The following is a 24,428-nucleotide window of genomic DNA, read 5'->3' as shown; positions in this document are numbered from 1 at the left end:
GTCTGCACCGGCACCGGGCGCGGCGTCGGGCGAGGACGACCACCGGCCGCGCCCGAGGCGGACGGGGCTGCGTGATCGAGGGCTACCCCGACCTGGCCTTCGCCGACCAGAACGGCAACACCGTCGACGTCGACTTCGTCCGCGGCGGCTCCTTCATGACCGAGGACGCCGGTCCGGTGCGGGTCGAGATCCCGGCGGGCGCGGAGGTCGCCGTGACCGGCTGGGCGCTGCGGCCGATCGGCGAGAACACGACGCCGTGAGCCGCCGCGCGGACGGACGCCCGCGGCGGATCGCGCGGCCTCAGTCGTGCAGCGTCGCCCGGGGGTACTCGCCGAAGCGGCGCGCGTAGGAGGCGGAGAAGCGGCCCAAGTGCGCGAAGCCCCACCGGTGCGCGACCTCCGCGACGGAGAGGACTCCCGCCTGGCCGGCGCGGAGCTCCTCCCGGACGCGGTCGAGGCGGATGCGGCGCAGGTAGTCGAGCGGGCTGAGCTCCAGCTCGCGGCGGAAGAGGGCCTGCAGGCCGCGCAGGCTCAGCCCGGCGGCCGCGGCGACGTCCTCGACGCGAAGGGGCACGTGGGCGTGGGCGTGCAGGTACTCGATGGCGGCGCGCAGCTTGGCGGTCGAGGGCAGCGCGATCTCCGCGGGGACGGCGAGGGCGACGTGGGGGAAGGTCTCGAGCAGCGCGATCGCGGCGGTGCGGTTCGCCTCGCGGCGCAGCAGCTCCGGGCTGTCGGCGCTGTAGACGATGCGGGCGACGGTCGCGACGGTCGCTCCCCACCTCTGCAGGGCGTCGCCGGTGGGGCGGGCGCGGGTGTCGAACAGCAGCGGACCGGTGGCGCCCTCGTGCTCGGCGGCGACGCGCTCGAGGAAGGCGCCGTCGAAGTGCATCAGGTTCTGGCGGTAGTCGGTGAAGTCGAACTCCGCGGGCCGGTTGTTCACCAGCACGGCCGGCTGCCCGTGCGCGAGGAGCACCGCGTCGCGGCCGAGGTCGGTCGCGCCGGAGCCGGCGGTGAGCCAGGAGACGATGTACTCGCCCTCGGTGAGGATCGAGCCGTGGACCGAGCCGGCGAAGAGGCTCCCGCGCAGGGTCAGCTCGTCGTCGCCGATGGAGGAGTAGCGGTAGGAGAAGCTCGGCACCGTCGGCTCGACGCTGAATCCGGCGCCGTTGTACTCGCCCTGCAGCAGTGCGCGCGCCTGATCGACGTCGGTGCCGGTCACCTCGGAGCGCCGCACGCGCGCGTGGTCCTCGTTCATCGGGGTCAGTTTTCCACGTCGGCCGACGCCGCCCGCCGCCCGTGCGTTTCTCGGATAGTCGGTCGGTCAGCGCTGCAGGGTACCGCTCGGATACTCGCCGAAGCGCGCGGCGTAGGCGCCGGAGAAGCGGCCGAGGTGGGTGAAGCCCCAGTCGCGGGCGATGTCGGCGACGGTGGCGTCCGCCGGGTCGGCGAGCAGCAGATCGGTGCGCGCCCGGTCGAGGCGCACGTCGCGGAGGTACTGCAGCGGCGTCGTGCCGAGGACCCGCTGGAAGGCGACCTGCAGTCCGCGCACGCTGAGGTGCGCGGCGGCGGCGATCTCGAGCGGACCGAGCGCGAGGTGCGCGTTCTCCTGGACGAACTCCGCGGCGGTGCGCACGCTCGCGTTCCGCGGGGCGAGCAGCACCTCGGGCAGCACCGCGGCCTCCGGCGGGTACAGCTCGAGGAAGGCGGCCGCCCCGCGGCGGGAGAGGCGGTCCCAGAGCAGCGGCGTCACGCGCCAGGAGCGGACGGCGGTGGAGATCTCGGTGATCGCGGCGTGCCAGCGGTCGGCGGCCGCCGGGTCGACCGGCCGGAGGTGGTCGAAGCGGAGCGGCCCGCGCAGGCCCCGCTCGCGGGCGATGCGGTCGACGTGGTCGCGGCCCAGGTGCACGAGCTTCTGGTCGTAGTCGGTGAACGAGAACTCGAACGACCGGTAGGCGGGGAACAGCAGGGGGACACCGCGCCGCTGCGGGATCGCGTCGCGCTCGACGTCGACGACCGAGCTGCCGGCGACGAGCCACTGCACGATGTAGTCGTCGCCGACGGGGATGTCGCCGACGTTGGTGCCCTGCATCTGCGAGGTCCGCAGGGTCATCGCCGCGTCGCCGAGAGCGGCGTAGCGGTACGAGAACGGGGCCGCGGAGGGGGTCACCGTCCAGTCGGTGCCGGCGTAGAAGCCGCGGAGCACGCTCGGCGCGCGCTCGACGTCGCTGCCGACGGCCTCGATGCGGATGCCGCCCTGGTCCTCGAGCGGGGTCGCGGGTGTCGGCTCGGGCGTCACGACGCCGCCTCGAGCGCCGGTCGACGCCGCCGAGCCGTCGGCTCGCACCCGAGTCGCTGCGACATCCGATCTCCCCCTGCGCTGTCCCACCGGGAGAGCCGACCTCCCGAATGCGGGCGGCCGGCGGGGTGCGGCCGACGGACAGCCGGCCCGAGCAGGAGAGTGAGCGACGATTTTATCCCGTCCCGCCGACGAACGGCTCACCGGGGGTGGGGGCGACGCCGGGCCCGGGCCCGATCTCGCAGGCCGAACCGCCCGGCGCCTAGGCTCGCGGAATGGCGAGGCGGAGGGTGTCGGAGCGCGCGCAGGCGCTCCTCCTCGCGCGGCCGTGGACGCTGGCCGTGCTCAGCGGGGTGTTCGTGGCGATGATCGTCGTCCTCGGCTCGGACGTCGGCTGGGATCCGACCGCGGTCGTCGGCGGCGGCCGGCGGCACGCGCCGCTCTGGCTGGTGGCGGGCATCGGGCTGCCGTTCTTCGGCGCCGGAGTCGTCGTCGGCGTCGTGAAGCAGATCGGTCTCGTGCGGAGGCGGCGCGCCGCACACCGCGCGCCGAGCCCCGACGCCGAGCGGCTGCGCCGGGACGGACCGGGCTGGCTGAGCCGCCGCGAGGACGAGGCGCGCGAGCGAGCGGAGGCCGCCCCTGCCCGCAGCCGGCGCGCGGGGCGAGCAGCCCGGCGCAGAGGCGCAGAGAGAGCATGCAGCAGCCGGCGCTGATCGCGTCGCCCGCGACGGCGCCCCGCGCGGAGTGGCCGTCTCGAGATCGACCCTCCGTCAGAACGGCGCGGGCGCGTCGTCGAAGCGCGGCCGCGGCGGCGGGTCGGGCGGCCGCCCGGGCAGTGGCGGCGGCCGGTTGCTGATGCGCCGTCCGGTCGGCGTCGTCCAGACGATCTCCCCGCCGTCGCCCTTCGCGTACGTCCACCGGTCGCCGTGCCGGAGGTGGTGGTGGCTGGTGCAGAGCGACACGAGGTTCTCGAGCGACGTCTCCCCGCCGTGGCGCCACTCGACCGTGTGATCGGCCTCACTGGTGCTGGCGGGACGGGTGCAGCCCGCGAACCGGCAGGTCTGATCCCGCAGCTGCAGGTGCAGGCGCATCTGCGGCGGCGGGACGCGCCACGTCCGCCCGACGGAGACGACGGCGCCGGTGTCCGGATCGGTGAGCACCCGGGTGAAGGAGGCGGCGGTCCGGATCAGCTCGCGGGCGATGACCGCGGGGACGGGCCCGTACCCGTCGAGCTCCGCGGGAGCGTCGTCGAGGCCGACGGCGGTGGACGCGGCGAGTGTCAGCCGCACCTCGGCGCGCACACCGGGGACGGACGTCGGGTCGGGGCGGTGCTCGGCGTCGGGAGTGGTGCCGAGGATGTCGCCGTCGCAGAGGAGGTCGACCGCCGCGTCGGCGCTCAGCTGCTGCAGCGTGCGCGAGTCGCCGTCGTCTCGGAGCGTGCGGGCGATGCGCCGCAGCCGGTCGTACGCACCCGTCACTGCCTGTGCGGGAGCGTGGAGGCTGAGCGTCGCCATCCCGTCGACGTCCGGGGTGACCCAGACCGCGCGATCCTCCCGGGCTCGTGCGTACCGCTCGGCGAGCGGCTGCTCGTGCAGCTCCTCCCTCCAGCGGCGCAGGGCTCGGCGCAGCTGCGTGAGCGTCATCGACGGCGCCGCTTCGGCGGCGTACTCGTCGAGCGCGGCGCGGGAGGCTTCGGGGAGGCTGCTGGCGGTGGCGCAGATCGCCTCGCCCTCCTCCCAGTGCAGCCGTGCCTGGGCGAGCAGCGCGCGCGTGAGCGGCAGGTGCTCGATCAGCAGCTGCGCGTTCTCGAGGCGCCGGGCGATCACCTGCTCGGGCAGGCCCTCCGCGACCGCGAGCTCGGCGCGGATCGAGCGCTCGACGAGATCGCGGGTCTCGCTGCGGGTCGCGCCGCGCGCGTACGCGTCCGAGTCGGCGAGGGCCTCGAGGTGGCCGGCGTAGAGCTCCTCCGCCTCGGCGAGGCGCAGCGGCGCGACGGCACGGGCGAAGGCGGCGGCGCGGTCGCCTCGCCCGCGCACGCCGGCGGGTGCCGCGTCGTCCGATCCGCTGTCCGTCATACGAGTATTGAACCAGCGACCACTGACACCGGGGGCGGCGAGCGACTCCGGCGGGACGATCGGGGCCTGAAGTCGGCGTGTGGAGGAGCCGTGTGCTCGCGGGCGGGTCTCGAGACGCCCCTGTGGGGCTGCTCGACCAGCATGTTCCGACGCCGCTCCACCTCGCCCGTGAGAGGCTCGCCCGATGGACGCAGCGGACCAGCGCGACGGCGCGGAGCCGAGCCTCGTCGTGACGACCGACGCCGACCGCCCGCTCCCGGCGGAGCGGATCGGCCGACTGACGCGCTGACGCCTCCTGTGGTTGGGTTGCCGCACCGACGACACCTGGAGGACGACGATGCCCGACCACGACGACGAGATCCGCACGGCCGAGTTCTGGAGCCGATTCGCGGCGGTCCCCGCATGACCGGCGTCGGCCCGCTCGACGTCGCCTTCACCGCGCCGATCGGCGTCACCGTGAAGGGCGACCTCTGGTCGTGCGTGGAGGTGCCGGACTCCGTCGCGCTGTTCGGCACCGGCAAGGCGGTGAAGGTCGTCGCGACCGTCGACGGCGAGCCGGTGACCGCGGGCCTGATGCCCACCGGCGCCGGCGGCCACATGCTCTCGATCAGCGCCAAGCTCCGCACGAAGCTCGGCAAGGACCTCGGCGACGAGGTCGCCGTCCACCTGACGGAGCGCCTGACCTGACGGCCGGGCCGCCGAGCACCTGACTACCGCGGCACGCCACCACACGACAGCGAACGATTCGGTCCCGCTGACGAGCCGGTCCATCGTGGGAGGCTGCCGGAATGACCAGTGCCCGGCGGAGACATCAGACCGCCGCCCGCCGTTCGCGTCGCCCGCGCCGGCGTCCTCGAGGGTGGTGGTGGATCTCTGCAGCAGCAGCTGTCGGAGCGTTCGTGACCGCACGGCTCCTCCCGCCCTCGACTCCCGACGCGAGTTGGTGGGGGATCTTCTTCACCTCAGCAGGTTTCGGAGGCAGCCTCGCCGTCGTGGGCGCCGGCATCGCCTCCTCCATCGCGTTCCACAATTCGCGCAGCGATCGAGAGCAGAGACACGAGGCCGACGCCCTCGCACGGTGGTGGGGCCGGTTCGCCTGGGCGTGCGAGAAAGCGGTGAGCACGAAGCGTGGCGAGTCGGAGATGGGTCTGTCCGTTCTCACGACTCTCATCGATGCGCCCTGGGCCCGTGATGAGGACAATGAGATGGCGATCGACGTCTTCAACGTGATCAACGGAGCGATGGCGCCCGAGCAGAGGTGGTGGCGGAAGTGAGTGGCTACAGCGAGCAATCGCAACGGCTCGCGCGCGAGCTCGCCGAGAAGGCGGCGAGGAACCTGCGGCGGTCGGGGCGCTCCGTCGTGCAGGACGCGGCTACGGGGCGGTACACCGTCGGCCCGCGCGGCAGCGGTGGCGCGGCCGTGATGAGGGGCGACAAGCCCGGTGAGCCGGGTGAGTCGCTCCGCTCGAGAGCCGTGCGCCGAGCGAGCTGACGCCCCGCTCCCCGATGGTCGGCCGGCCCCGGAGGGGCCTATCGATATCCATGCCGGTCGAGTAGCCCGCAGGGCGTATCGAGACCACACCCACTCCAGAACGGCAGATCTCCATCCGCTCTGCGGATTACGCGATCACCACATGCTCACGGCAGCACCCCGTCCGGGCTGAGCCACTCCTGATGCCGCGCCTCCACGGCGTCGGCGCCCCGTCGCGCACCCGGTCAGCAGCCCGAGGAGCAGGACGCCCGCGACCGCCCGCGCCCGCCTCCGCTTCATCGGTCCACCGTATCGACAGGTGCACTCCACGCCCGCGGGGGCTAAGGTTCGCGAGACGCGACCCGACGCGGATGGACGGATCCTGGCCGACCACGATCGTCGGTGCGCCCGCATTCGGAGACCCCATGGACGCTCGACGACGCCTCCTCGTGGCGGCCGGGGCGGTCGCCCTGCTGCTGGTCGCGGGGGCTCTCGTGCTCGACGCGACCGCCGGCGGCCCCGGCGACGGCAGCCCGACCGGCGCGGGGGCGACCGGATCCGCGGGCACCTCCTCCCCCGGCGCCGCAGCCTCCCCAGGCGCCTCCTCCCCCGGCTCCTCCTCCCCCGGCGCCCCCGCGACCCCCGGCGCGACCTCCGCCGCCACTGTCACCCCGCCCGACCCGTCGACCCCCGCCGCCGTCTCCGACCCGTCCGCCCCTCTCGAGGTCTCCGGCCCCGCCCCCGTCGACACCGGCCTGCCCGACTCCACCCCGCGCGCCGCCCTCGTCTCCCTCCCCCTGCCCGCCGCCGCGAGCGCCACCCGCGCGCTGGTCGCCGGCTACCCCACCGCCGTGGTCGCCCCGCTGCGAGACTCGATCGTCGCCTCGAGCTCCGTCGAGCCCGCCGGCGACGCCCTGCGCTCGGGCCTCACCGCGACCGTCGCCCTCGACGCCGAGCAGATCGTCGAGAGCTACCGCCGCTCGCTCGCCGCGCAGGGCTTCACCTCCGCCGCCGTCGACGCCCCCGCCGACGGCGCCGCGATGGTCTTCACCGCGGGCGAGGACAGCGTGAGCCTCTCCGTCACCCCCACCGGCACCCCGCGGATGAGCTACTCGCTGATCACCGTCCTGCACCCGAGCGGCGGCTAGACGTGTACATCTCCCTGTCCGACCGGCCCGAGGGCGCCGCGGAGCAGCCCGCGCGCGGCACCGGTCCGTCGCGCATCGCCCCCGCCGTCATCGCCCTCGGCATCGTCAGCCTCTTCACCGACATCTCCTCGGAGTCGACCGCCGCGATCCTCCCCTTCTACATCACCGCCGCGCTCGGCATGTCGACGCTCGCGTACGGCTTCCTCGACGGGCTGTACCAGGGCGTCAGCGCCTTCGTCCGGATCGGCGCCGGCTGGACCGCCGACCGCACCGACCGCCCCAAGCTCGTCGCCCTCGCCGGCTACGGGTTGTCTGCGATCGCGCGCCTGGGCCTGCTGGTCGGCAGCGGGCCGGCCGCGCTGACGGCCGTCGTCACCGTCGACCGCCTCGGCAAGGGCATCCGCACCGCGCCCCGCGACGCGATGATCTCCGCCTCGTCCGAGCCCGCGTCGCTCGCCCGCTCCTTCGGCGTGCACCGGATGCTCGACACCATCGGCGCGACGATCGGCCCGCTCCTCGCCTTCGTCGTCCTGCTGCTCGTGCCGGACGGCTACTCGACGGTCTTCGTGCTGTCGGCCGCGTTCGCGACGCTCGGCGTGGTCGTGCTGCTGCTGTTCGTGCCGGACGTGCGGACGCGCATCGCGGGCGGCGCGGCGCGAACGAGGCTGCCCTGGCGCCGCCTCTGGGACCGGCGCCCGCGCCGCCTCCTGCTCGCCGCCGGCCTGCTCGGGCTGCTCACCGTCGGCGACGGCTTCGTGTACCTGGTGCTGCAGAGCCGCAGCGGCTTCGCGGCGCAGTGGTTCCCGCTGCTGTACGTCGGGACGAACGCCGCCTACCTCGCCCTCGCAATCCCGTTCGGCCGCCTCGCCGACCGCTGGGGCCGCGCGCGGATGTTCGCCGCCGGCCACGTGCTGCTGCTCGCCGTCTACGTGCTCGCGGCGTCACCCGCCTCCGGGCTCGCGGTGACCATCGCCTGCCTGCTGCTGCTCGGCGCCTTCTACGCCGCGACCGACGGCGTGCTCGCGGCCGTCGCCGGGGCGAGCGTGCCCGCCGAGATCCGGGCGAGCGGGATCGCCGCGGCCCAGACGGTCGTCGCGGTCGCGCGGCTGTTCGCGTCGGTCGGCTTCGGCGCGCTGTGGCTGTGGCTCGGCCGGGAGGGCGCGATGATCGCCGTCGCCGTCGGCCTCGCGGTGGCACTCCCCCTGGCGGTGCTGCTCCTGCGCGAGCGCTTCGCGGAGAAGAAGGGATGACGGCCGGGCAGGCGGGCCGCCTCTCGGACCGCGCGCGCTGGATCATCGCCGTGGTGTCCGCCGTCGCCCTGCTCGGCGGCGCGGCGATCTACGGCGCGGGCGCCTGGGCGCGGTACCAGGCGCGCGCCTCCGCCGACTCGGCCGTCGCCGTCTCGATCGACGCCCCCGCCGACGGCGACCGGATCGTCTTCCGCAACACCGCGAGCGGCCAGGGCTACGGTCTCGTCGCCTCCGTGCCCCTGGCCGACCCGGGCGCGGCGCGCACCCTCACCGACCGCGCCTGCGACCGCGTCGCCGCGACCGAGTCGATGGAGCTCTGCCTGCGGACCGACCGCGGCGTGCTGACCACCTTCGAGGCCGTGCTGACAGGCGCCGACGGCGAGACCCTGCAGTCGTGGCCGCTGCCGGGCATCCCCAGCCGCGCCCGCATCGGCGACGGGATGATGAGCACCACCGCGTTCGTCACCGGGCACTCGTATGCGCCGACCACCTTCTCCACGCAGACCGTGATCCGCTCCCTCGACCCGGCCGTGCCGGACCCGGGCGATCTGGAGTCCTTCGCGCTGAGCGTCGCCGGGGCGCCGCTGACGGCCGCCGACCGGAACCTGTGGGGGGTCACCTTCGCCGACGACGGGGACACCTTCTATGCGACCGCGGCGTCGGGGTCGCGGACGTGGCTGGTGCGCGGGAGCATGTCGGCGCGGACGATGACGGCGATCCACGACACGGCGGAGTGCCCATCGCTGTCGCCGGACGAGACGCGGGTCGCGTACAAGAAGGACGTCGGGGACGGGGTGCCGGACTGGCGGATCGCGGTGCTGGATCTGGTGTCGGGGGTGGAGACGGTGCTGCCGGAGGAGCGGAGCGTGGACGATCAGGTTGTGTGGGTGGATGACGGGACGCTTCTCTACGGGCTGACGCGGGAGGGGGTGGCCGGCGATACAGATGTCTGGTCGGTCCCTGCCGACGGTGCGGGCGACCCCGAGCTGTACCTCGAGCACGCCTGGTCGCCGTCAGTCGTTCGAGGCTAACCAAAAGCCTTCTCCGCCATCGGCTGAACTACCAAGCCTAAACTCTTGAGTGATTTGCAAAAGTCGAAGATCAAGTCAGCGTGAACCCTGACAAAATCACGGTCGTCCAACGTTAACAACTGGCGTGCTCTCGCGGACCGAGTCGTGAGGATGAAATCCGAGTGTATAGGTCACACGATTAGTCATCCACCGCTAGTCGCTAATTATCCGGAGAATCTACCTCGGTCATACCGTCGACTACCGCCCAAAAGCCGAGAGCCGCAAGATGCCACTCCACGAGGTCTCCATTTAGACCTGAGAGCATGAGCGGCGTATCGACTATCTCCGGATTGAGCATATGGCGCTGAGCCAGGCCCTCAACGACCGCAGACCCCGCAGCCGCAATCTGTTCCAATGAGCAGCCAGACCGAACCTTACGATTGAATGGCTTGAGCAGAGAGGCATAGAATTCCGCCATTCTCTGGATAAAGCGTACTTCGACCGTCTGCAAGGCCTCAAGAATAGCATTTCTCCGACTTGGCTCCAAGCCCGGGAGTGAGACAGATAGGGCCATATATGTTTTCCAAGAAGGCGAGGTGAGCACATCTTGATAGTTCCGCAAGGCGCCGACTCGCACAGCTTCCCTCAGCACGGCGTCTCGCCCTTCTTGAGTACCCATCCGATGACCATTAGCGTAGAGTACGAGGTTTGCAGCCTTAATCGTCTCGGGAGAAAACGCCGCTCCAATACTTTCTTCAGGTTGAATCATCCGAATAGTAAGCGCGGTGACCAGGCTCTCCTTGCCGCCAAACTCTTTGAAGACCGAAGTCCGAGGTACTCCGACGTGTCGAATCAGTTCCTCCATGTTCAGATGATCTAGTCCGACCGTGAGCCCCGTCTGCTCAAGGAGCTTCTCAGCGGCCGACAGGACCCTCTCGCGAACCTCCGAGCCCTTCAGGCGTGGAGTCGGATGCGGCCGAGCCCAGGACGGGTATGACGGAGTTTCACTCATTTTTTCTCCTTCGCGTACTTGCAGTACAAAGTCTTGTGTTTGCGGTCCCAACCGCTTAGTGTGAAGGTATCGCTAGAAGCCATCTAGCGCGAACGTCGCCTCACACACCTCGCGCATGCGAGGTGGCGCGGGGCCCCTGCGGGCCCACACGCCACCTGCAGACGAGACTGGCTCGAACCACGTCTCGTCCGCATCTGCCTCATCGGGAGCTCACGCGCTCCAACCGAAGGAGAAACAGATGTCCTATTCTCTGTCCAAGAAGGCCGCGGCCACAACCGTCGCGGCCTTCACGCTCGGGATCGGCGGAATCGCCGCCCTCGCCCCGTCCGCCCAGGCGGTCACCGAGACCACCTCCTACACCGTGCTCGAGAGCAAGGTTTGCAAGGATCAAGGTAACTGGGGCGCCTCGTATTACAACTTCGGGGACCCGTACTCGGGCTACTGCTACGACCTGGGCTTCCCCCCGACGCTCGCAGGCTCGCTCGACATCCAGGCCTATTGCGACAAGACCCACCCGGGGTCAGTGGCCGTCGTGACGAATCCGAACTGGGCGATCGGCTCCTGGGCCTGTCAGATTACTCGCCAGCTCGGCTAGGCAAAGGGTAGGCAGTAAGAAGCCCGAGTCGCTACTAAGCGGCTCGGGCTTCTTCAGTTTTTTATACAGGGCTACTTCCCGCCCGCCATGTCAACGGCTGCGGACCGGAACCTGTGGGGGGTCACCTTCGCCGACGACGGGGACACCTTCTATGCGACCGCGGCGTCGGGGTCGCGGACGTGGCTGGTGCGCGGGAGCATGTCGGCGCGGACGATGACCGCGATCCACGACACGGCGGAGTGCCCGTCGCTCTCGCCGGACGAGACGCGGGTCGCGTACAAGAAGGACGTCGGGGACGGAGTGCCGGACTGGCGGATCGCGGTGCTCGATCTGGCCTCGGATGTGGAGACGGTGCTGCCGGAGGAGCGGAGCGTGGACAATCAAGTCGCGTGGCTCGACGACGGCACCCTCCTCTACGGCCTCCCCCGCGAGGGCGCAGCGGGCGACACAGACGTCTGGTCGATCCCGGCCGACGGCTCGGGTGGGCCCGAGCTGTATCTCGAGCACGCGTGGTCGCCGTCGATCGTGCGTGGCTGACGCGAAGCCCCACTCCTCCTGAGGAGCGACTCCTCCTGAGGAGCGACTCCTCCTGAGGAGCGACTCTTCCTGAGGAGCGACTCGACCTGAGTGCCTGCGCTCCCGGGGAGGCTCGGGGACCACCCTCGGCTGTCAATCGAGCGGGTGTCGCGCGCCACTTGCCGCGCCGCCATCGCCGTCCTCGCTCGGATCGAGCACTCTCGGAGGGCAAGCGCAGTCCGCTCCTCCGGATCATCGGCATCTGCCTCTGCCGGTGCACACCCCTTCAGAGACGGTCCTTCTCCGGCACCGCGTGCCGCCCGGCTGGTCGCAGTCATGACGGACGTTGTCATGACAGTCGGAGCCAGAAGGCCCAGCCTCTCGGCCCGATAGGCACGACCGGCAGTCGTGCACTCGATTCACCAGGACGTGCAGATGCCCGAGAGCGAAAGTCCGGAGAAGGTCGACCTGCTTCGAGGATGGTCCTCGCAAAGCCGTCTTCGTCACTCGATCTTCGCGATGATCGGCATCGCAAGCTGTCCCACCAGCACGAGGATTCCGAGACGGCTGCGGTAGGAACGGTGATGTCACTGCAAGTTGAGGATGGTAGGAGGCATGTCTCGTGAGCGACCTGACGCCTCCGGGAGACGACCTGTATTCCGAGCATCGCGTGATCGATGGAAAGCCTTTTTCCTGGTATCACCGCATGTCGAAGAATGTCGTCTACGGCATGATTGCGGCGAGCGCCATGACGGCATTCGCCGGAATGATCTTCTGGAACGAAGCGCCCTGGGTTTGCCTGTCCTTCGGCGCGGTCGCCGCCATCCTCTACGCGGTTCACGCGTGGTATCTGCACCCTCGCATGGGCGAGGTCTCCAAGCGCGAGAGGGAGGCGGGCTACACCACGAGCCCGGTCGCCATACCCGGCTACCCAGAGGTGGATCATGCTTCCAAGCGGATCATCCGGTGCATTGGTGAACCGACGTTGGACATCAGCGAGAGGGTCGAGAGAGAAGCAGAGGTATTGCGCCTCTCCGCGCTCGACCGTGACTGATGGACAGGACGTTTCACCGCCCCACCCCTTCCCTCCGATGCGGGCCTCGAGTGGTCATCTGCTGTCTCAGGTGAGGCCGCGGCAGTCGCCGACCGCCCCCCTCGGTGAGCGGGTTGCCATCGGTCTGCTGCAGTCCACTCCTTCAGCGGCGAAGGACGAGCTGCTGCGCACGAGCACACGGTCGAAGACGGAGAACTGTCAGGAACTCCTGAGCACGGGCGAGGACGCCACGGCCGTATGGATCAGCCGATGGCCGCCGTCGCCGCACTCGTCTTCGCGGTGGTGGTGTAGCCCGTCTTCGTCCCGGTCACCTTCACGGTGATGGTCTTCCCCTTGTCAGCAGTGACCAGCTTGTACGCACCTGTAGTCGCGCCACTGATCAGCGTGCCCGAGCGGTACCACTGGTAGCTCAGCGAGACAGGAGCCGGGCCCCAGGTGCCGCCGACGGCCGTCAGGGTAGAGCAGACCTTTTTCGTACCCGTGACGGTCGGGGTCGGCGCAGTGAGAATGCCCTTGGCGATCACCTTCGCCGCGCTGGACTTCGTCACGCTCGTGTACCCGGTCTTGGATCCGGTGACGGTGACGGTCAGGCTCGCGCCGACGTCGGAGGCGGTGGCCGTGTACGTCGCTCCGGTCGCGCCGGAGATCACGGTCGTGCCGCGCTTCCACTGGTAGGCGTAGGTCACGGGGCTCGGGCCCCACGCCCCCGGGGCTGCGGTGAGCGTCTGACCGGCGGCCGCCGTGCCCGTGATGGTCGGAGTCGCCGACGTCAGCGTGCCCGTGGCGATCGCGGCCGTGGTGGCGCTGGTCTTGGTCGCGGGTGAATAGCCCGGCTTGGTCGACGTCACGGAGACGGTGAGGGTCGCGCCGGCGTCACTGCCCTTGAGGACGTAGGTCTTCGCGGTCGCGCCGGTGATGTACGCGCCGCCGTTCTTCTTCCACTGATAGGTGAGCGTCGTCCCCGCGTCCCAGGTGCCCGTTGCGGCGGTGAGCGTCGCGCCGACGGTCTTGGTCTCGGTGATGGTCGGCGTCGGCATCAGCGTCTGGAGAGCAGCCTTGACGGTGATTGCCGCGCTCGTCTTCGTCGTACTCGCGTAGCCGGTCTTGGTGCCGGTCACGGAGACGGTCACCGCTGCGCCGGCGTCCGCGGCGACCAGAGTGTAGGTCGAGGCGGTCGCCCCAGTGATGGCGACGCCCGCGCGCTTCCACTGGTACGCGAGGGTGACGGGAGCGGGGCTCCACGTCCCCGCGACGGCGGTCAGCTTCTGCCCGACCGTCGCGGTCCCTGTGATCGTCGGGGTCGGACCGGTGATCGCAGCCGTGTTCGTGATGATCGCGGTGGTGGCACTGGTCTTCGTCGCCGGGGAGTAGCCCGACTTGGTACCCGTCACCGAGACGGTCAGCGTCGCGCCGGCGTCGGCAGGTCGGAGGACGTACGTCTTCGCCGTTGCGCCCGAGATGGAGGTGCCGTTGTTCTTCTTCCACTGGTAGCTCAGGGTGACACCGGCATCCCAGGTACCCGGGTTCGCGGTGAGCGTCGAGCCCACGGTGGTGGTGCCCGACACCGTCGGGGTGGGCATGAGGGTGAGAAGCGGCGCGGCGATGGTGACCGGGGCGCTCGTGGTCGTCGCGGAGACGTAGCCGGTGCGGCCGCCCGTGACCGAGGCGGTGAGCGTGGTGCCCGCATCCTCGGCCGTCGGCCGATAGGTCGCGTTGTACGCGGAATCGATGCGGGTGCCGTTGCGGAACCACTGGTACTGGTAGTAGCTGGGCTCGGGCGTCCACGCCGGCGCCTCGACCGTCAGTTCTCCCCCGACCGCTGCCGTGCCGGTGATGATGGGAACGGCGGTCGCGAAAACTCCGAAAACGGCCGCGAGCTTCAACGTGTATGCGCTGCCGCTCGAATGGCTGCTCGCGACCTGGATGAAGTACGTCCGGTTCGCCTCCGCGGTGAAGTGATCCAGAGCCGGAGTGCCGTTGTAGTCCGACTCGCCGTTGGGCCGGGGGCAGGTCTCCACATACGTGGGATTCGCGCCGTCGGAGCTGTAGACGATGAAGGCCTGCCCGCGCTCGCTCTGTCGCAGGTCGACCTGCACGTTCTGAGTCACCGGCGCCCGATAGCGGTACCAGACGCTGCCGCTCATCACTTCGATCTTCGAGCAGGAGTCGTAGGGGGTGTACCAGTTCGAATCGACTTGAGCGTTCGAGGCTGAGATGGACGCGGGCAACGAAGCGATGGCCGTCGCGGAACCGACGGTGGTCCCGGCGACAGGAGGGCTCGCGGTGATGCTCAGGTGGACGAGGTCGCTCGGGGTGGCGGGGTCGTCGTCTCCCGAGTACCAGCCGAAGGCGACACCGACCTGGAAGTAGTAGGTCTTCCCGGTCTCGACCTGCAGATAGTTGGTCTCGCGGAACTCGGTCTCCACGCAGGCGACGCGGTTGAGCTCGGCGAGCTCGCCAGCCGGGTAGGCGTTGACCGCCGAGTATTTGTCGCCGACGTGGCCCTGAAGGGTCAGCGTCTGTCGGGCCGTCGCGGTGTAGCGGAACCACACGGACTCGGTGACGTCGGAGTAGTAGTCGCTGTGGTCGGGGTCGGTCGTCCGACAGGACGTCAGTTCGTTCGCCTCGAGCGTGGCGCCGTAGTAAGGAGCGCTGGAGGTGACGAACGGGAGTGCCGGGATCACGGTCGCCGAGGCCATGCTGTCGTTCACCGGAGGGCCGGCGGCGACTCGAGCCTGAGGCGACTCCGAGTTCGCCTTCGGGCCGTTAGACGTCTTGACCGGCGGGCGATCGTGCGGCGCCGGCTCAATGGACGAGTTGAGCGGGGCGGCGGTCTCGGACACGGCGCTCGACGCGACGGCGACCATGCACCTTCGGGCCGGCTGGCGTCTTGACGGGTGGGCGATCGTGCGGCGCCGGCTCGATAGAAGAGTTGAGCGGGGCGGCCGTCTCAGCCACGGCGCTCGGCGCGACGGCGACCATGCCGCCGACCAGAAGCGCCGAGAGGGCGAGGGAGAACAGGCGGGCAGAGCGAGGCATGACTGTCTCCGTGCATTCCAGGGGCGCTGCAGAGCGCACCGCGCGGGAAGCATGGCAGGACTTGCAGCAACCGCGGAGGTTGGCTTCTGGAAATGAGTCGAACTACGCAGGACTGAAGTCCTCCTCACCCAAAACCTAGATTGCAACAGAATCAGCGAGTGCCTGCCGCGTGCGGAGAGGAAGTGTCCGGTCGTCGCCAGCCCACTTTCGCGCGGCTCCGCTGGCCACCTTCGAGGCCGCGCCGACCGGTGCCGACGGCGAAAACTTGCAGCACTGGCCGCTGCCCGACACCCCCAGCCGAGCCCGCCTCGGCGACGGGGCACTCATCACCACCGCCTTCATCACCGGCCACTCCTAGACGCCCGCCATCGTCTCCACCCAGAACGTCCTCCGCTCGCTTGACCCAGCCGTCCCGGACCCGGGCGACCTGGAGTCGTAGTGCGCTTCGCTGCCAATCACCATCGCCGGCTCAACTCGGCTTGACGTGCGTCGGAGCGGCACGGTGGAGCGTGCACCGTCGCTACCGATCGCCCCTACAGAGCGGCTGCGCGGTCGGCATCACCAGCTACCCGACCACGGAATCGGTGACCGGCACGACCCCCGGTTCCAGCAGATGAGGAGATCACGGTCAACACCGCTGTGGGATGATTCCACCATGGGATTGGCAATCGAACTCGTCGCGGAAGTTGACGTTTCAGCGTCGACGAAGCAGCTCGAGTTCGATCTCGGCCTCCCGCCGAAGCTTCTCACCCGCCGCCCGAAGCGGAGCAACGGCGTGAGCCGCGCGATGCAGTCTGTCGCCGAGTTTCATATGTCCTTCGACCTGCCCCTGGAACGCACCCCTCAGCAGCAAGTCGACACGCAGCTCGGTGCGCTGCGCGTGGAGCTGCTTCGAGAGGAATTCGAAGAGTTCAAGGACGCCGTTGCCCGCCAGGACGTCGTTGCTGTAGCTGACGCACTCGGAGACATCGTGTACGTCGCGTACGGTGCAGCGCTGACGTACGGCATCGATCTTGACGCTGTCCTCCGCGAGGTGCACCGTGCGAACATGAGCAAACTTGGGCCCGACGGCGGACCGGTACTCCGGGAGGACGGCAAGGTGCTCAAGCCGCCGTCGTATGTGGCGCCAGATGTCCGCCGCGTCCTCCTCGACCAGCCGCCTCTTTTTCTCGACTGAACACTTGCCGACGCGTCCTCAATTCCCTCTAATGTGAGTCCGTGGACGAACGTCAGTGGACTAACACCTTTGTGTGTGCGATGGCATTACGGAGAGATCCGCTGCAAGCCGCGAGCAATGCCACGCCCAGCCCCTCGCTGAAACTGAGCATTTCCGCCGGAACGCTAGGGGATTTGGTATGAGTGCAATGCTTCCCGACCCGGACGACGGCGACGTCCAGGCCAAACCACGCATCGTTGCCCTGAGCGGGCCGGTCGGATCTGGCAAGACAACCCTGGCTCGCAGCCTGGCGGCGAAGTTCAACGCCGTTCATATCCGAACGCAGGACTTGATGGCAGATGCGGCAGCGGGCCTGGGAATTGCCCTGGAACCCGAACGTCGCGCGATGCAGAAGTTCGGTGAGCAGCTTGACCGCGACACCGACGAGCAGTGGGTCGCGGACCAGGTCGCGAAGTTCGTAGGTGAAGGAGGAGCGCGAGGCGAACTTCTCATCGTCGATGCTGTTCGCACCCTCGGGCAGGTTGACGCGTTGCGAGACGCCTTCCCCGCGGCCGTAACCCACATTCACGTGCACGCTCCGGAATCGGTGCTCACGAAGCGGTACCGCAACCGTCACGACAGCGGCTTCACCGAACTCAGGAGCTATCAGGACGTTGCCGAAGACCCCACCGAAGCGAAGGTCGTCACCCTCACAAGCGACGCGGATATCACCATTGACACCTACCGGTGCTCCGAGCTAGACGTCCTCGCGCGAGCGACTGCGGCGTTGAGTCTCTTTCCCTCGCTTGCAGACCGACTGGTCGATGTCTTCATCGGCGGTCAGTACGGCAGCGAAGGGAAGGGCAACATCGCCTACCATCTCGCAAACGAGTACGACCTGCTGATGCGAGTCGGCGGCCCGAACGCTGGACACAAGGTCCCCACGACGCCGCCGTACACTCACCGGCTGCTGCCCTCAGGCACCCTCGCGAACCCGAGCGCCAAGCTTGTCATTGGGCCCGGTGCGACCCTGGACCTCACGGTCCTGATGGACGAAATCGCGGCTTGTTCCGTCGACTCCGAGCGGCTGTCGATCGACCCGCAGGCGATGATTATTGAACCCGAGGACCTCGAGAAGGAAGCCGAGCTGGTCAGAACCATCGCGTCGACCGGAAAAGGCGGAGGCGCAGCCGCGGCACGTCGCATCATGGGACGGCATGGGGGTGCTAGCCCGAACGTTCGGCTGGCCAGGGACGTCACGGAACTCACCGCTTATGTCCGTTCGACCGCAGACATCATCGAGGCAGCGTTCCGCGACGGCAAGAAAGTAATGCTTGAAGGGACGCAGGGCACACTTCTGAGCCTGTTCCATGGCTTCTACCCCTGGGTGACTAGCCGGGACACGACAACTGCCGCATGTCTGTCCGAGGCGGGTATCGGGCCGCACCGGCTCCGCAAAGTGGTCATGGTTGTGCGCACGTACCCCATCCGCGTCGGTGACCCGCCGACGTCCGCGTCGACGTCAGGTGTGATGGGTGCGGAGATAAACTGGAGCGATATTGCTGAGCGCTCCGGCCTCGACGAAGAAGGACTGCGCGCCACCGAGCGAGGATCCGTCAGCGGCAGCAAACGACGGGTTGCGGAGTTCGACTGGAACCTCCTGCGTCGCGCATCCGAACTAAATGGCACTACAGACATCGCGTTGACCTTCGCCGACTACCTCAGCGCTGAGAACCTGCACGCTCGCCGGTTCGACCAGCTGACGGACGACACCATCCGATTCGTCGAGGAAGTGTCTCGGGTCGGCGGCGCCCCAGTGTCGTTGATTGCAACAGGATTCGATAACCGCGCCCTGATCGACCGAAGAGAGTGGTAACTCATGGATCTTGAGCATCTCATCGAGCTGCATCCACAGCTGTTCCACATGGCTGAGGCGGGCAGTTGGCCAGCGATAGCACAGCACGGGCTCCTTCCTACGCGGACCATCGTGGAGTCGTCTGACCTGAACGAGGAGGAGAGGTCGGAGCTGCTCGACCAGCGGCGCGCGACGTCCGTTCACATCCTGCATCCGCAGCTCGGCGACGTTGTCGTCCGCGACCAGGGTCCGCTCAACTTGACGCACCTGGAGCCGAAGCTCATCGATGTGTCGGTGCAGGGTTGGCTGGATATCCTCAACGAGCGGGTCTTCTTCTGGCTCCACCCGGACAAGCTCGCCGGTCTGTTGACTGCGCGCAGGTACCGGGACAGTGTCCAAGACGTTCTGACGGTGGACACAAGGAGTTTGCTGGAGTCGGCGGTGCAGCGTGTTCGACTCTCGCCCATCAACTCCGGTGCCGCCCTGTATCCGACCGCGACACCGCGCGGTTCGAATACGTTCCTGCCGATCGCTGACTACGACTACGCGGCCCGGCGACGTGCGCGAGGACCAGTTAATGCCATTGTCGAACTCGCGGTCACCGGCGGAGTCCCAGACATAGCGGATCATGTTGTGTCAGTTCGCCGGATGCAGGGGCTCGAAGAACTCGGTGAGTACTCTTTGCGCTGACACGTCTCGTGGTCCTGATCTGACCGGCGTATGCGGGGCAGAAGCCACAGTCCTCTCGGTTACCGTGCCCCTCCTGCCTTTGTTACTCCTTGAACTGCGTGGTGAAGACGGCCAGTTCCTGTTGCGCGCGATCGAGCATTGAACGGGCCCACTTAGAGCAGTACGTGGTCGTGTCCATGGGTCACTCGCCGCTCCGCCCCAAACACCACCGCCGCATTTGTCGCTGGCCGTCTCGAGATTGGCAAAACCTCCAGCCACTGTCGGCATCGTAATTCGTAGTTCGAGCACCTCTCTCATCCCCACCGAAGGATCTCCCCCCAGACAAGCGCGGAAGGCGTCGCCTGGAGCTCTCTCTAAAAGGTCTCCAGCGCCACAACCGGCACGCGCGGCACGTCCCGCGAGTCCGTGCGCCGCATCATGACCTTCGCGGTCCCCTACCGCGCCCGCCTCCTCCTCTTCATCGGCCTCAGCGTCGTCGGCGCGTTCCTCGCTGTCGCGACGCCGGTGCTCGCCGGGCGGGTGGTCGACACCATCGTCGCCCGCGGTGCGGTCGGGACGATCGTGCAGCTCGCCGTGGTCATCGCGGTCGTCGCGGTGGCCGACGCCGGCGTCTCGCTCGTCACGCGCTGGTACTCGGCGCGGATAGGCGAAGGGGTCATCCTCGACCTCCGCACCGCCGTCTTCAACCACGTGCAGAAGATGCCGATCGCGTTCTTCACCCGCACCCGCACCGGCGCCCTCGTCAGCTAAGGGAAGGAGCAGATCGGCGCGGCGAGACGGACGTGGAACTCTCAAGAGGTGGCGCTCCCGCTTCGGCCAGCGAACTATGGCATAGAAGTCACTCGAGCGAGACCGTCCAGGGGCCTAGCTGCTCGGCGGCCCGGTCCGTGCCCGAATCCTTGCCGCCGCTCCCCGTTCCTAGTTGCGATGGCCATCGGTATCGCGAGGTAGGACCGGTCAAGATTCGGTTGGTCACTCATCGAGCCGGGAGGGCATGTCGTAGGTACTCACTACGCTAGACCACAGCATTTGTGTCAGGAAAGTGTGGTTGGTAATGGTTGAGCAGCCGGGTTTCCGGAAGGCGAAGGACAACGCGGTGAGAGCGGCTGACGACGTCAGCAAACTCGCGAGGCACGCTTCGTCGCACCTCAAAGAGCAGACCGGAGACCTTAGGGAAGCGGCAGTCGACATGCTGCGAGCGCGGCACCTCGCCTCTTACGAGGAGCTCACTGCCGAGTACAATGCTGTGTTCACAGAGATGAGCGACAAGGGGCTCTCCCTGCTCCGCCAGCGGGAGCGCTCGACAGATCTCATCGGGTTGGTCGAGCTGCTCGTGAACAGCATCGTCAACACCCCGAAGTCCTTCAACGCAGACTTCGAAGAGATCGACATGCACAAGGCTCGCTTCCTCGACGCCGAGGAGTTCGCCCGGCGAGATCTCGCCGCTGCGCGGAGATCAGCGGCAGGCGCCGGGGCAGGAGTGACTGCTGGGGCTGCGCTCGCCAGCGTCGCACCGACGGCGGCCATGTGGGTCGCCACCACGTTCGGAACGGCGTCGACAGGAACCGCGATCTCGACTCTTTCCGGTGCGGCAGCGAGCCAGGCCGCTCTGGCATGGCTCGGAGGCGGCGCCATCGCAGCCGGCGGAGGAGGAACCGCTGTCGGCGGCGCCCTGCTCGCTCTCGCCGGCCCTGTCGGTTGGACCCTCGCGGGAGCAGCACTCCTCACATCGATCGCCCTGTTCGCCCGGAAGAGATTCGAGACACAGGAGACGAAGCGACAGACGCTGGCGGCGATCATGCAGAACGTCGCCGAAGTGAAGGCGATAGATGTGCAGATAAGCGACCTTCTCGACCGCACCGCCTCCATACGTGAACTGCTCGTGAAGGTATACAGCGAAGCTGTGCCGTACGTCGGATGTGACTTTCGAGCCGCATCCGCCCAACAGCAAGCTCAACTCGTCGCGCTCGTCAACACGGCGAAGGCCTGCGCAGCCTTGCTGAGTACCCGCATCGAGAAAGACTCCGTCGATGAATAATCTCGCTGATCTCGCGAAGAGAAATCAGGAGCAGGCTGTCGCGGCATGGTTGGGCTACCTAGACCGCCTCAGAGCTGAGCGGCTGCTGAGCGCGTTGCGCGGCCAGGACGAGAACCTGATCGATGCCCTCGATCATGTCGATGCCGCGCTGCAGATGATCGGCGACGTCGTGGCCTCGAATCGCGGAGGGGTGAAGGGCATGCACGGTTTCATCGCGGAGGTCGCAGAGGTTGGGATCGGCAATGCCCGAACCGCGATCCGTGGCGAGGACACCAGCTACGCATGGGTGAACAACAACGGCCCCACGGATCTCTTGCGCGCCGGAGTTCAGATCCAGCAGAAGTTCGTCGCGGCCGGCGGCCGACTCGGGCTCGGCGCGATAGCCGAGCACCTCGACAGATACCCCGACTTCGTCGCGAACGGCGGAAAGTACCAGATCCCGAACGATCACTTCGAGACGATTCAGAAGCTCTACGCGATGACTGCGGAGGACGCCGGCAAGCTTCTGTCTCGCAGCGGCGACGGCCCCTCACTCACCGACTGGAAGCGCGTTCAGACCTTCTTCTCAACCGACTCCATCGGACTCGAATCTGTCGAGGCCTCCCATCTGGGATACGCGGATGTACAACGCGACGCCTACGGGGTCACGTTCGAGGCGGAGAAGGAAACACTGCGCGCCACCGACGCGAACCTGCGCGAGAAGACTCGTCAGGAAAATCGGCCAACGGTCGGTCAAGGCGCGAGAGCCACCCTCGTGGCCGCAGGAGTCGAGGGCGGAACAACCTTCGTACTCTCCCTGGTCGACAAGCGTCGCCAAGGAAAGAAGCTCAAGGACCTCACGACCGACGACTGGACGGAGATCGCGGGCGACACGGCTATCGGCGCAGCAAGGGGCGGGGTTCGGGGCCTCAGCATCTACTCGCTCATCAACCTCACCATGACATCCGCCGCCGTCGCAAACATGATGGCGGCCGCTGCGTTCGGCGTCGCGGACCAGGCCAACAAGTTCCGTCGGGGGGAGATCTCCGAAGTGACGTTCATTGAGAACGCCGAACTCGTCTGCCTTGAGGTCGGCGTATGCGCCCTGTCTTCCGCTGTGGGGCAAGCGATCATCCCCATTCCCATCCTCGGCGCCGTCATCGGGAACACCGTCGGCACCATCATGTACAACGCCGCTTCATCCTCACTCTCTGCACGCGAGACTGCACTCGTCAACAGCTACCTCGATGACCAGCGCGTGCTCGACGAGAAACTCGCTGTCGAGCACGACGCTCTTATCGGGAAGCTGGAAGCGAGCATGAGCGGTTATGTGACGGCGCTCGATCGGGCATTCTCCCCCGACATCGAGGTTGCGCTACTCGGCTCGATCGAGCTCGCACGCGAAGTCGGCGTGCCCTCCGAAGACATATTGGACACCGACGAAAAGGTGCACGAATACTTTCTGGACTAGTGACTCGAGACCGATGGAGCGCTCAGCGCTGACAGCAGAAGAAGTACGACGTGCCGCGCCTGGCGAACGGCAAGAGGTCGAGTGAAGGGTTCAGTACACTCCGGCGAAGACGTAGGGGTCTCCCGCTGCGTCCGACACGAGCGACGCTTCAACGTCTGGGAGGAGATCGGGGCAGTTGTCTCGGACCGAGTAGTACAGGGCGGCCCCCGCGATCTCGTACGCCTGAGCGCGGGGTACGAAGTCGATCGCGTAGCTGCTGATGGTCGTACTTTGCAACAGACCGCTGTAGTACGGCGGGGGAGTCTGTCGGAAAACCGCGCAGAAACTCGCCCCATCCTTGCCCGCAAGGATCTTCGCGTAGCCGTCGATGAGCACATCGCTCCACGGGGTCGGTTCGGGTGTGGGCAGCGCTAGAGCAGAGGTCGGGGTGGGCGTCGGCGTCTCCCTCATCGGGGTCGGCGTGACGCTTTCGCTTTGACTTGGGGACGCCGTCTGGGCCGCCTGGCCTTCCGACGACGTACAACCAGCCGATCCCAAGGGCACGATGAGGAGAACCACTATGGGCATCAATAGTTGGGCGCGCACACTACGAAACATAGCAGCGCATTGGCAATATTGGTCGCTTCGCCTGCCGTAGACAGAAATGGCCTGATCCCTTGTCGCACAACCCACCCGATCTTCCGAATTCAAGAAACATCGACTCCGACCCTTGCGCCTATCGCACCGTCCACGCGGCCGTCAGGGTCGGATATCGATCAGTCGTCGTTTCGGATCACCTGCTGTCCTGAGCCAGTGAAGACGGATCGGCCGCCGAACGCCTCTCGGCTCCCCCTCCCCGGAGCAGAACTCAGTCCTTGCCCTCGAGCGACATCAACCCCGGATGCCGACCCAGAGCATCCTCGCCATGGGTCATCCTGACCGTCAGCACCGCCGCGGCCGGCACATCGACGCCGCGGAGCATCAGCGGCTCGGCCGAATCGAACTGGGTGACGAGGGTCCAGGAGTCGACCTCGGGATGCACGGCCGTCATGGCGCTGTAGTGGAAGCTGAGCCAGCGGCCGCCGCTCACCTGGCAGACGAGCCGCTGATTCGACACGAGCAGGCGGACCTGCTGACGATCCCGCCACTGGGCCTGCGCCTGAGCATGCGCGACCGAGGCGTTGACCGTATTGCTGACGGCGTTGGCGAAGAGGCCTGCCGCGACGAAAGCCGGTCGCCCCACGTAGAAGCCTGACGTGCGGGTGTAGGAGACGTCCCGGCCGTAGTACCGGAAGTAGTCGGCCCGGGTGTCCAGGAAGAAGAACTCGCCCGGTCCGGGGACGACGTCCCACACTCGGATCTCGGCGGGCAGCTGCCGCGCCAGCAGCAGCGCGCGCAGGTCGACGGCCGCGCCCCGCCCGCGGTCCGACGCTTCCCGCGCCTCGATCGTCGCCCGCTCCGTCGCAGTAAAGCGCCCCTTCGCCCGCCGCGCGCGCCCGTGGACGATGACGGCCTGCACGATCGCCACGATCACGGCGGCGACCGGCACGAGGAACGCGGCTGCCAGCAGGGCGAGCTGCAGAAGCAAGGACTGCAGGTCCCCCTCGGCGGCCGAGAGCCATACGAGATACTGAGACCAGCCGAATCCGACGAACGCTACGGGTGCTGACACCAGCGGAACGATCCACCGCAGGTGCGACCGCTTTCGATACGGCCGCCCACCGAGCTGCTCCGCGACCATTCCGCTGCCCAGCTGATCCGCACTCATCTGCCCAGTTTGCCGCGAATCGGCGAT

The 24,428-nt window shown here is 68.1% G+C and carries 22 protein-coding genes and 1 pseudogene; 16 read left to right on the top strand and 7 right to left on the bottom strand.

Going from position 1 to position 24,428, the window contains the following annotated elements; all coding sequences use genetic code 11:
* Window positions 1-71: 71 nt before the first annotated feature.
* Complete coding sequence (locus GTU73_RS01585; protein WP_160086377.1) at window positions 72-260, top strand: hypothetical protein; 189 nt, start codon at window positions 72-74, stop codon at window positions 258-260.
* Window positions 261-300: 40 nt separating this feature from the next.
* Here the strand turns inward: GTU73_RS01585 and GTU73_RS01580 are convergent, their stop codons facing one another.
* Window positions 301-1,254 carry a helix-turn-helix transcriptional regulator gene (locus GTU73_RS01580; RefSeq protein ID WP_160086375.1) on the bottom strand — a complete coding sequence of 318 codons (954 nt, stop codon included), beginning with the start codon at window positions 1,252-1,254 and terminating at the stop codon, window positions 301-303.
* A 66-nt stretch (window positions 1,255-1,320) separates the two neighbouring features.
* Entirely contained in the window at window positions 1,321-2,295 is a 975-nt protein-coding gene (locus GTU73_RS01575) for a helix-turn-helix domain-containing protein (protein ID WP_160086373.1), read from the bottom strand.
* Window positions 2,296-2,570: 275 nt separating this feature from the next.
* Here GTU73_RS01575 and GTU73_RS01570 point away from each other — a divergent pair, with 275 nt between their 5' ends.
* Complete coding sequence (locus GTU73_RS01570) at window positions 2,571-3,008, top strand: hypothetical protein (protein WP_160086371.1); 438 nt, start codon at window positions 2,571-2,573, stop codon at window positions 3,006-3,008.
* Between the two features lie 57 nt (window positions 3,009-3,065).
* Here the strand turns inward: GTU73_RS01570 and GTU73_RS01565 are convergent, their stop codons facing one another.
* Window positions 3,066-4,370, bottom strand: a complete 1,305-nt coding sequence (locus tag GTU73_RS01565) for an HNH endonuclease signature motif containing protein (RefSeq protein ID WP_160086369.1) — start codon at window positions 4,368-4,370, stop codon at window positions 3,066-3,068.
* Window positions 4,371-4,772: 402 nt separating this feature from the next.
* On the opposite strand from GTU73_RS01565, the gene GTU73_RS01560 reads away from it, so the two are divergent.
* From GTU73_RS01560 to GTU73_RS01540, 5 genes are all read left to right on the top strand, one after another.
* On the top strand, window positions 4,773-5,057 hold the full coding sequence (locus tag GTU73_RS01560; RefSeq protein ID WP_160086367.1) for a DUF1905 domain-containing protein: 285 nt from the start codon (window positions 4,773-4,775) through the stop codon (window positions 5,055-5,057).
* A 212-nt stretch (window positions 5,058-5,269) separates the two neighbouring features.
* Window positions 5,270-5,644, top strand: a complete 375-nt coding sequence (locus GTU73_RS01555) for a hypothetical protein (RefSeq protein WP_160086365.1) — start codon at window positions 5,270-5,272, stop codon at window positions 5,642-5,644.
* A 622-nt stretch (window positions 5,645-6,266) separates the two neighbouring features.
* A complete protein-coding gene (locus GTU73_RS01550; RefSeq protein WP_160086363.1) occupies window positions 6,267-6,989 on the top strand; it encodes a hypothetical protein in 723 nt (240 codons plus the stop codon).
* Between the two features lie 8 nt (window positions 6,990-6,997).
* On the top strand, window positions 6,998-8,239 hold the full coding sequence (locus tag GTU73_RS01545; protein ID WP_244231885.1) for an MFS transporter: 1,242 nt from the start codon (window positions 6,998-7,000) through the stop codon (window positions 8,237-8,239).
* On the top strand, window positions 8,236-9,270 hold the full coding sequence (locus tag GTU73_RS01540; protein ID WP_160086359.1) for a hypothetical protein: 1,035 nt from the start codon (window positions 8,236-8,238) through the stop codon (window positions 9,268-9,270). Before GTU73_RS01545 ends, GTU73_RS01540 begins: the two co-directional genes overlap by 4 nt.
* Window positions 9,271-9,469: 199 nt before the next feature.
* Here GTU73_RS01540 and GTU73_RS01535 read toward each other — a convergent pair whose 3' ends face one another.
* Window positions 9,470-10,261 (bottom strand): TetR family transcriptional regulator, encoded by a 792-nt coding sequence (locus GTU73_RS01535; RefSeq protein ID WP_160086357.1) that lies wholly within the window; start codon window positions 10,259-10,261, stop codon window positions 9,470-9,472.
* A gap of 238 nt (window positions 10,262-10,499) precedes the next feature.
* Here GTU73_RS01535 and GTU73_RS01530 point away from each other — a divergent pair, with 238 nt between their 5' ends.
* The 3 genes from GTU73_RS01530 to GTU73_RS01520 all read left to right on the top strand — a co-directional run bounded on the left by GTU73_RS01530 (window position 10,500) and on the right by GTU73_RS01520 (window position 12,426).
* Entirely contained in the window at window positions 10,500-10,856 is a 357-nt protein-coding gene (locus tag GTU73_RS01530; RefSeq protein ID WP_160086355.1) for a hypothetical protein, read from the top strand.
* A gap of 87 nt (window positions 10,857-10,943) precedes the next feature.
* The gene (locus tag GTU73_RS01525) at window positions 10,944-11,393 is read left to right on the top strand and encodes a hypothetical protein (protein WP_160086354.1); all 450 of its coding nucleotides are present in this window, start codon (window positions 10,944-10,946) and stop codon (window positions 11,391-11,393) included.
* A 601-nt stretch (window positions 11,394-11,994) separates the two neighbouring features.
* Window positions 11,995-12,426: a hypothetical protein gene (locus tag GTU73_RS01520; protein ID WP_160086353.1), complete on the top strand. Its 432-nt coding sequence runs from the start codon at window positions 11,995-11,997 to the stop codon at window positions 12,424-12,426.
* A gap of 242 nt (window positions 12,427-12,668) precedes the next feature.
* Here the strand turns inward: GTU73_RS01520 and GTU73_RS01515 are convergent, their stop codons facing one another.
* A complete protein-coding gene (locus GTU73_RS01515; protein WP_160086351.1) occupies window positions 12,669-15,125 on the bottom strand; it encodes a hypothetical protein in 2,457 nt (818 codons plus the stop codon).
* Between the two features lie 995 nt (window positions 15,126-16,120).
* Between GTU73_RS01515 and GTU73_RS01510 the strand changes: the two genes are divergently transcribed.
* The 6 genes and pseudogenes from GTU73_RS01510 (at window position 16,121) to GTU73_RS01485 (ending at window position 22,654) form a co-directional block, all read left to right on the top strand.
* Entirely contained in the window at window positions 16,121-16,642 is a 522-nt protein-coding gene (locus GTU73_RS01510; protein ID WP_208543715.1) for a MazG nucleotide pyrophosphohydrolase domain-containing protein, read from the top strand.
* 187 nt (window positions 16,643-16,829) lie between these two features.
* Window positions 16,830-18,497 (top strand): adenylosuccinate synthetase, encoded by a 1,668-nt coding sequence (locus GTU73_RS01505; RefSeq protein WP_160086349.1) that lies wholly within the window; start codon window positions 16,830-16,832, stop codon window positions 18,495-18,497.
* Between the two features lie 3 nt (window positions 18,498-18,500).
* Window positions 18,501-19,166 (top strand): hypothetical protein, encoded by a 666-nt coding sequence (locus tag GTU73_RS01500; RefSeq protein WP_160086347.1) that lies wholly within the window; start codon window positions 18,501-18,503, stop codon window positions 19,164-19,166.
* A gap of 309 nt (window positions 19,167-19,475) precedes the next feature.
* Window positions 19,476-19,913 (top strand): annotated as a pseudogene (locus GTU73_RS01495) (ABC transporter transmembrane domain-containing protein); the annotation flags it as partial.
* Between the two features lie 307 nt (window positions 19,914-20,220).
* Window positions 20,221-21,204, top strand: a complete 984-nt coding sequence (locus GTU73_RS01490) for a hypothetical protein (protein WP_208543714.1) — start codon at window positions 20,221-20,223, stop codon at window positions 21,202-21,204.
* Window positions 21,197-22,654, top strand: a complete 1,458-nt coding sequence (locus GTU73_RS01485; RefSeq protein ID WP_160086345.1) for a hypothetical protein — start codon at window positions 21,197-21,199, stop codon at window positions 22,652-22,654. Before GTU73_RS01490 ends, GTU73_RS01485 begins: the two co-directional genes overlap by 8 nt.
* 90 nt (window positions 22,655-22,744) lie before the next feature.
* Here GTU73_RS01485 and GTU73_RS01480 read toward each other — a convergent pair whose 3' ends face one another.
* Together GTU73_RS01480 and GTU73_RS01475 are read right to left on the bottom strand one after the other, a co-directional pair.
* Window positions 22,745-23,212 (bottom strand): hypothetical protein, encoded by a 468-nt coding sequence (locus GTU73_RS01480; RefSeq protein ID WP_127888001.1) that lies wholly within the window; start codon window positions 23,210-23,212, stop codon window positions 22,745-22,747.
* A gap of 289 nt (window positions 23,213-23,501) precedes the next feature.
* Complete coding sequence (locus GTU73_RS01475; RefSeq protein ID WP_160086343.1) at window positions 23,502-24,401, bottom strand: hypothetical protein; 900 nt, start codon at window positions 24,399-24,401, stop codon at window positions 23,502-23,504.
* Window positions 24,402-24,428: the final 27 nt, after the last annotated feature.

Source organism: Rathayibacter sp. VKM Ac-2804 (genome assembly GCF_009866655.1).
Lineage (GTDB): Bacteria > Actinomycetota > Actinomycetes > Actinomycetales > Microbacteriaceae > Rathayibacter.
This window is presented reverse-complemented; position numbering and strand designations above follow the sequence as displayed.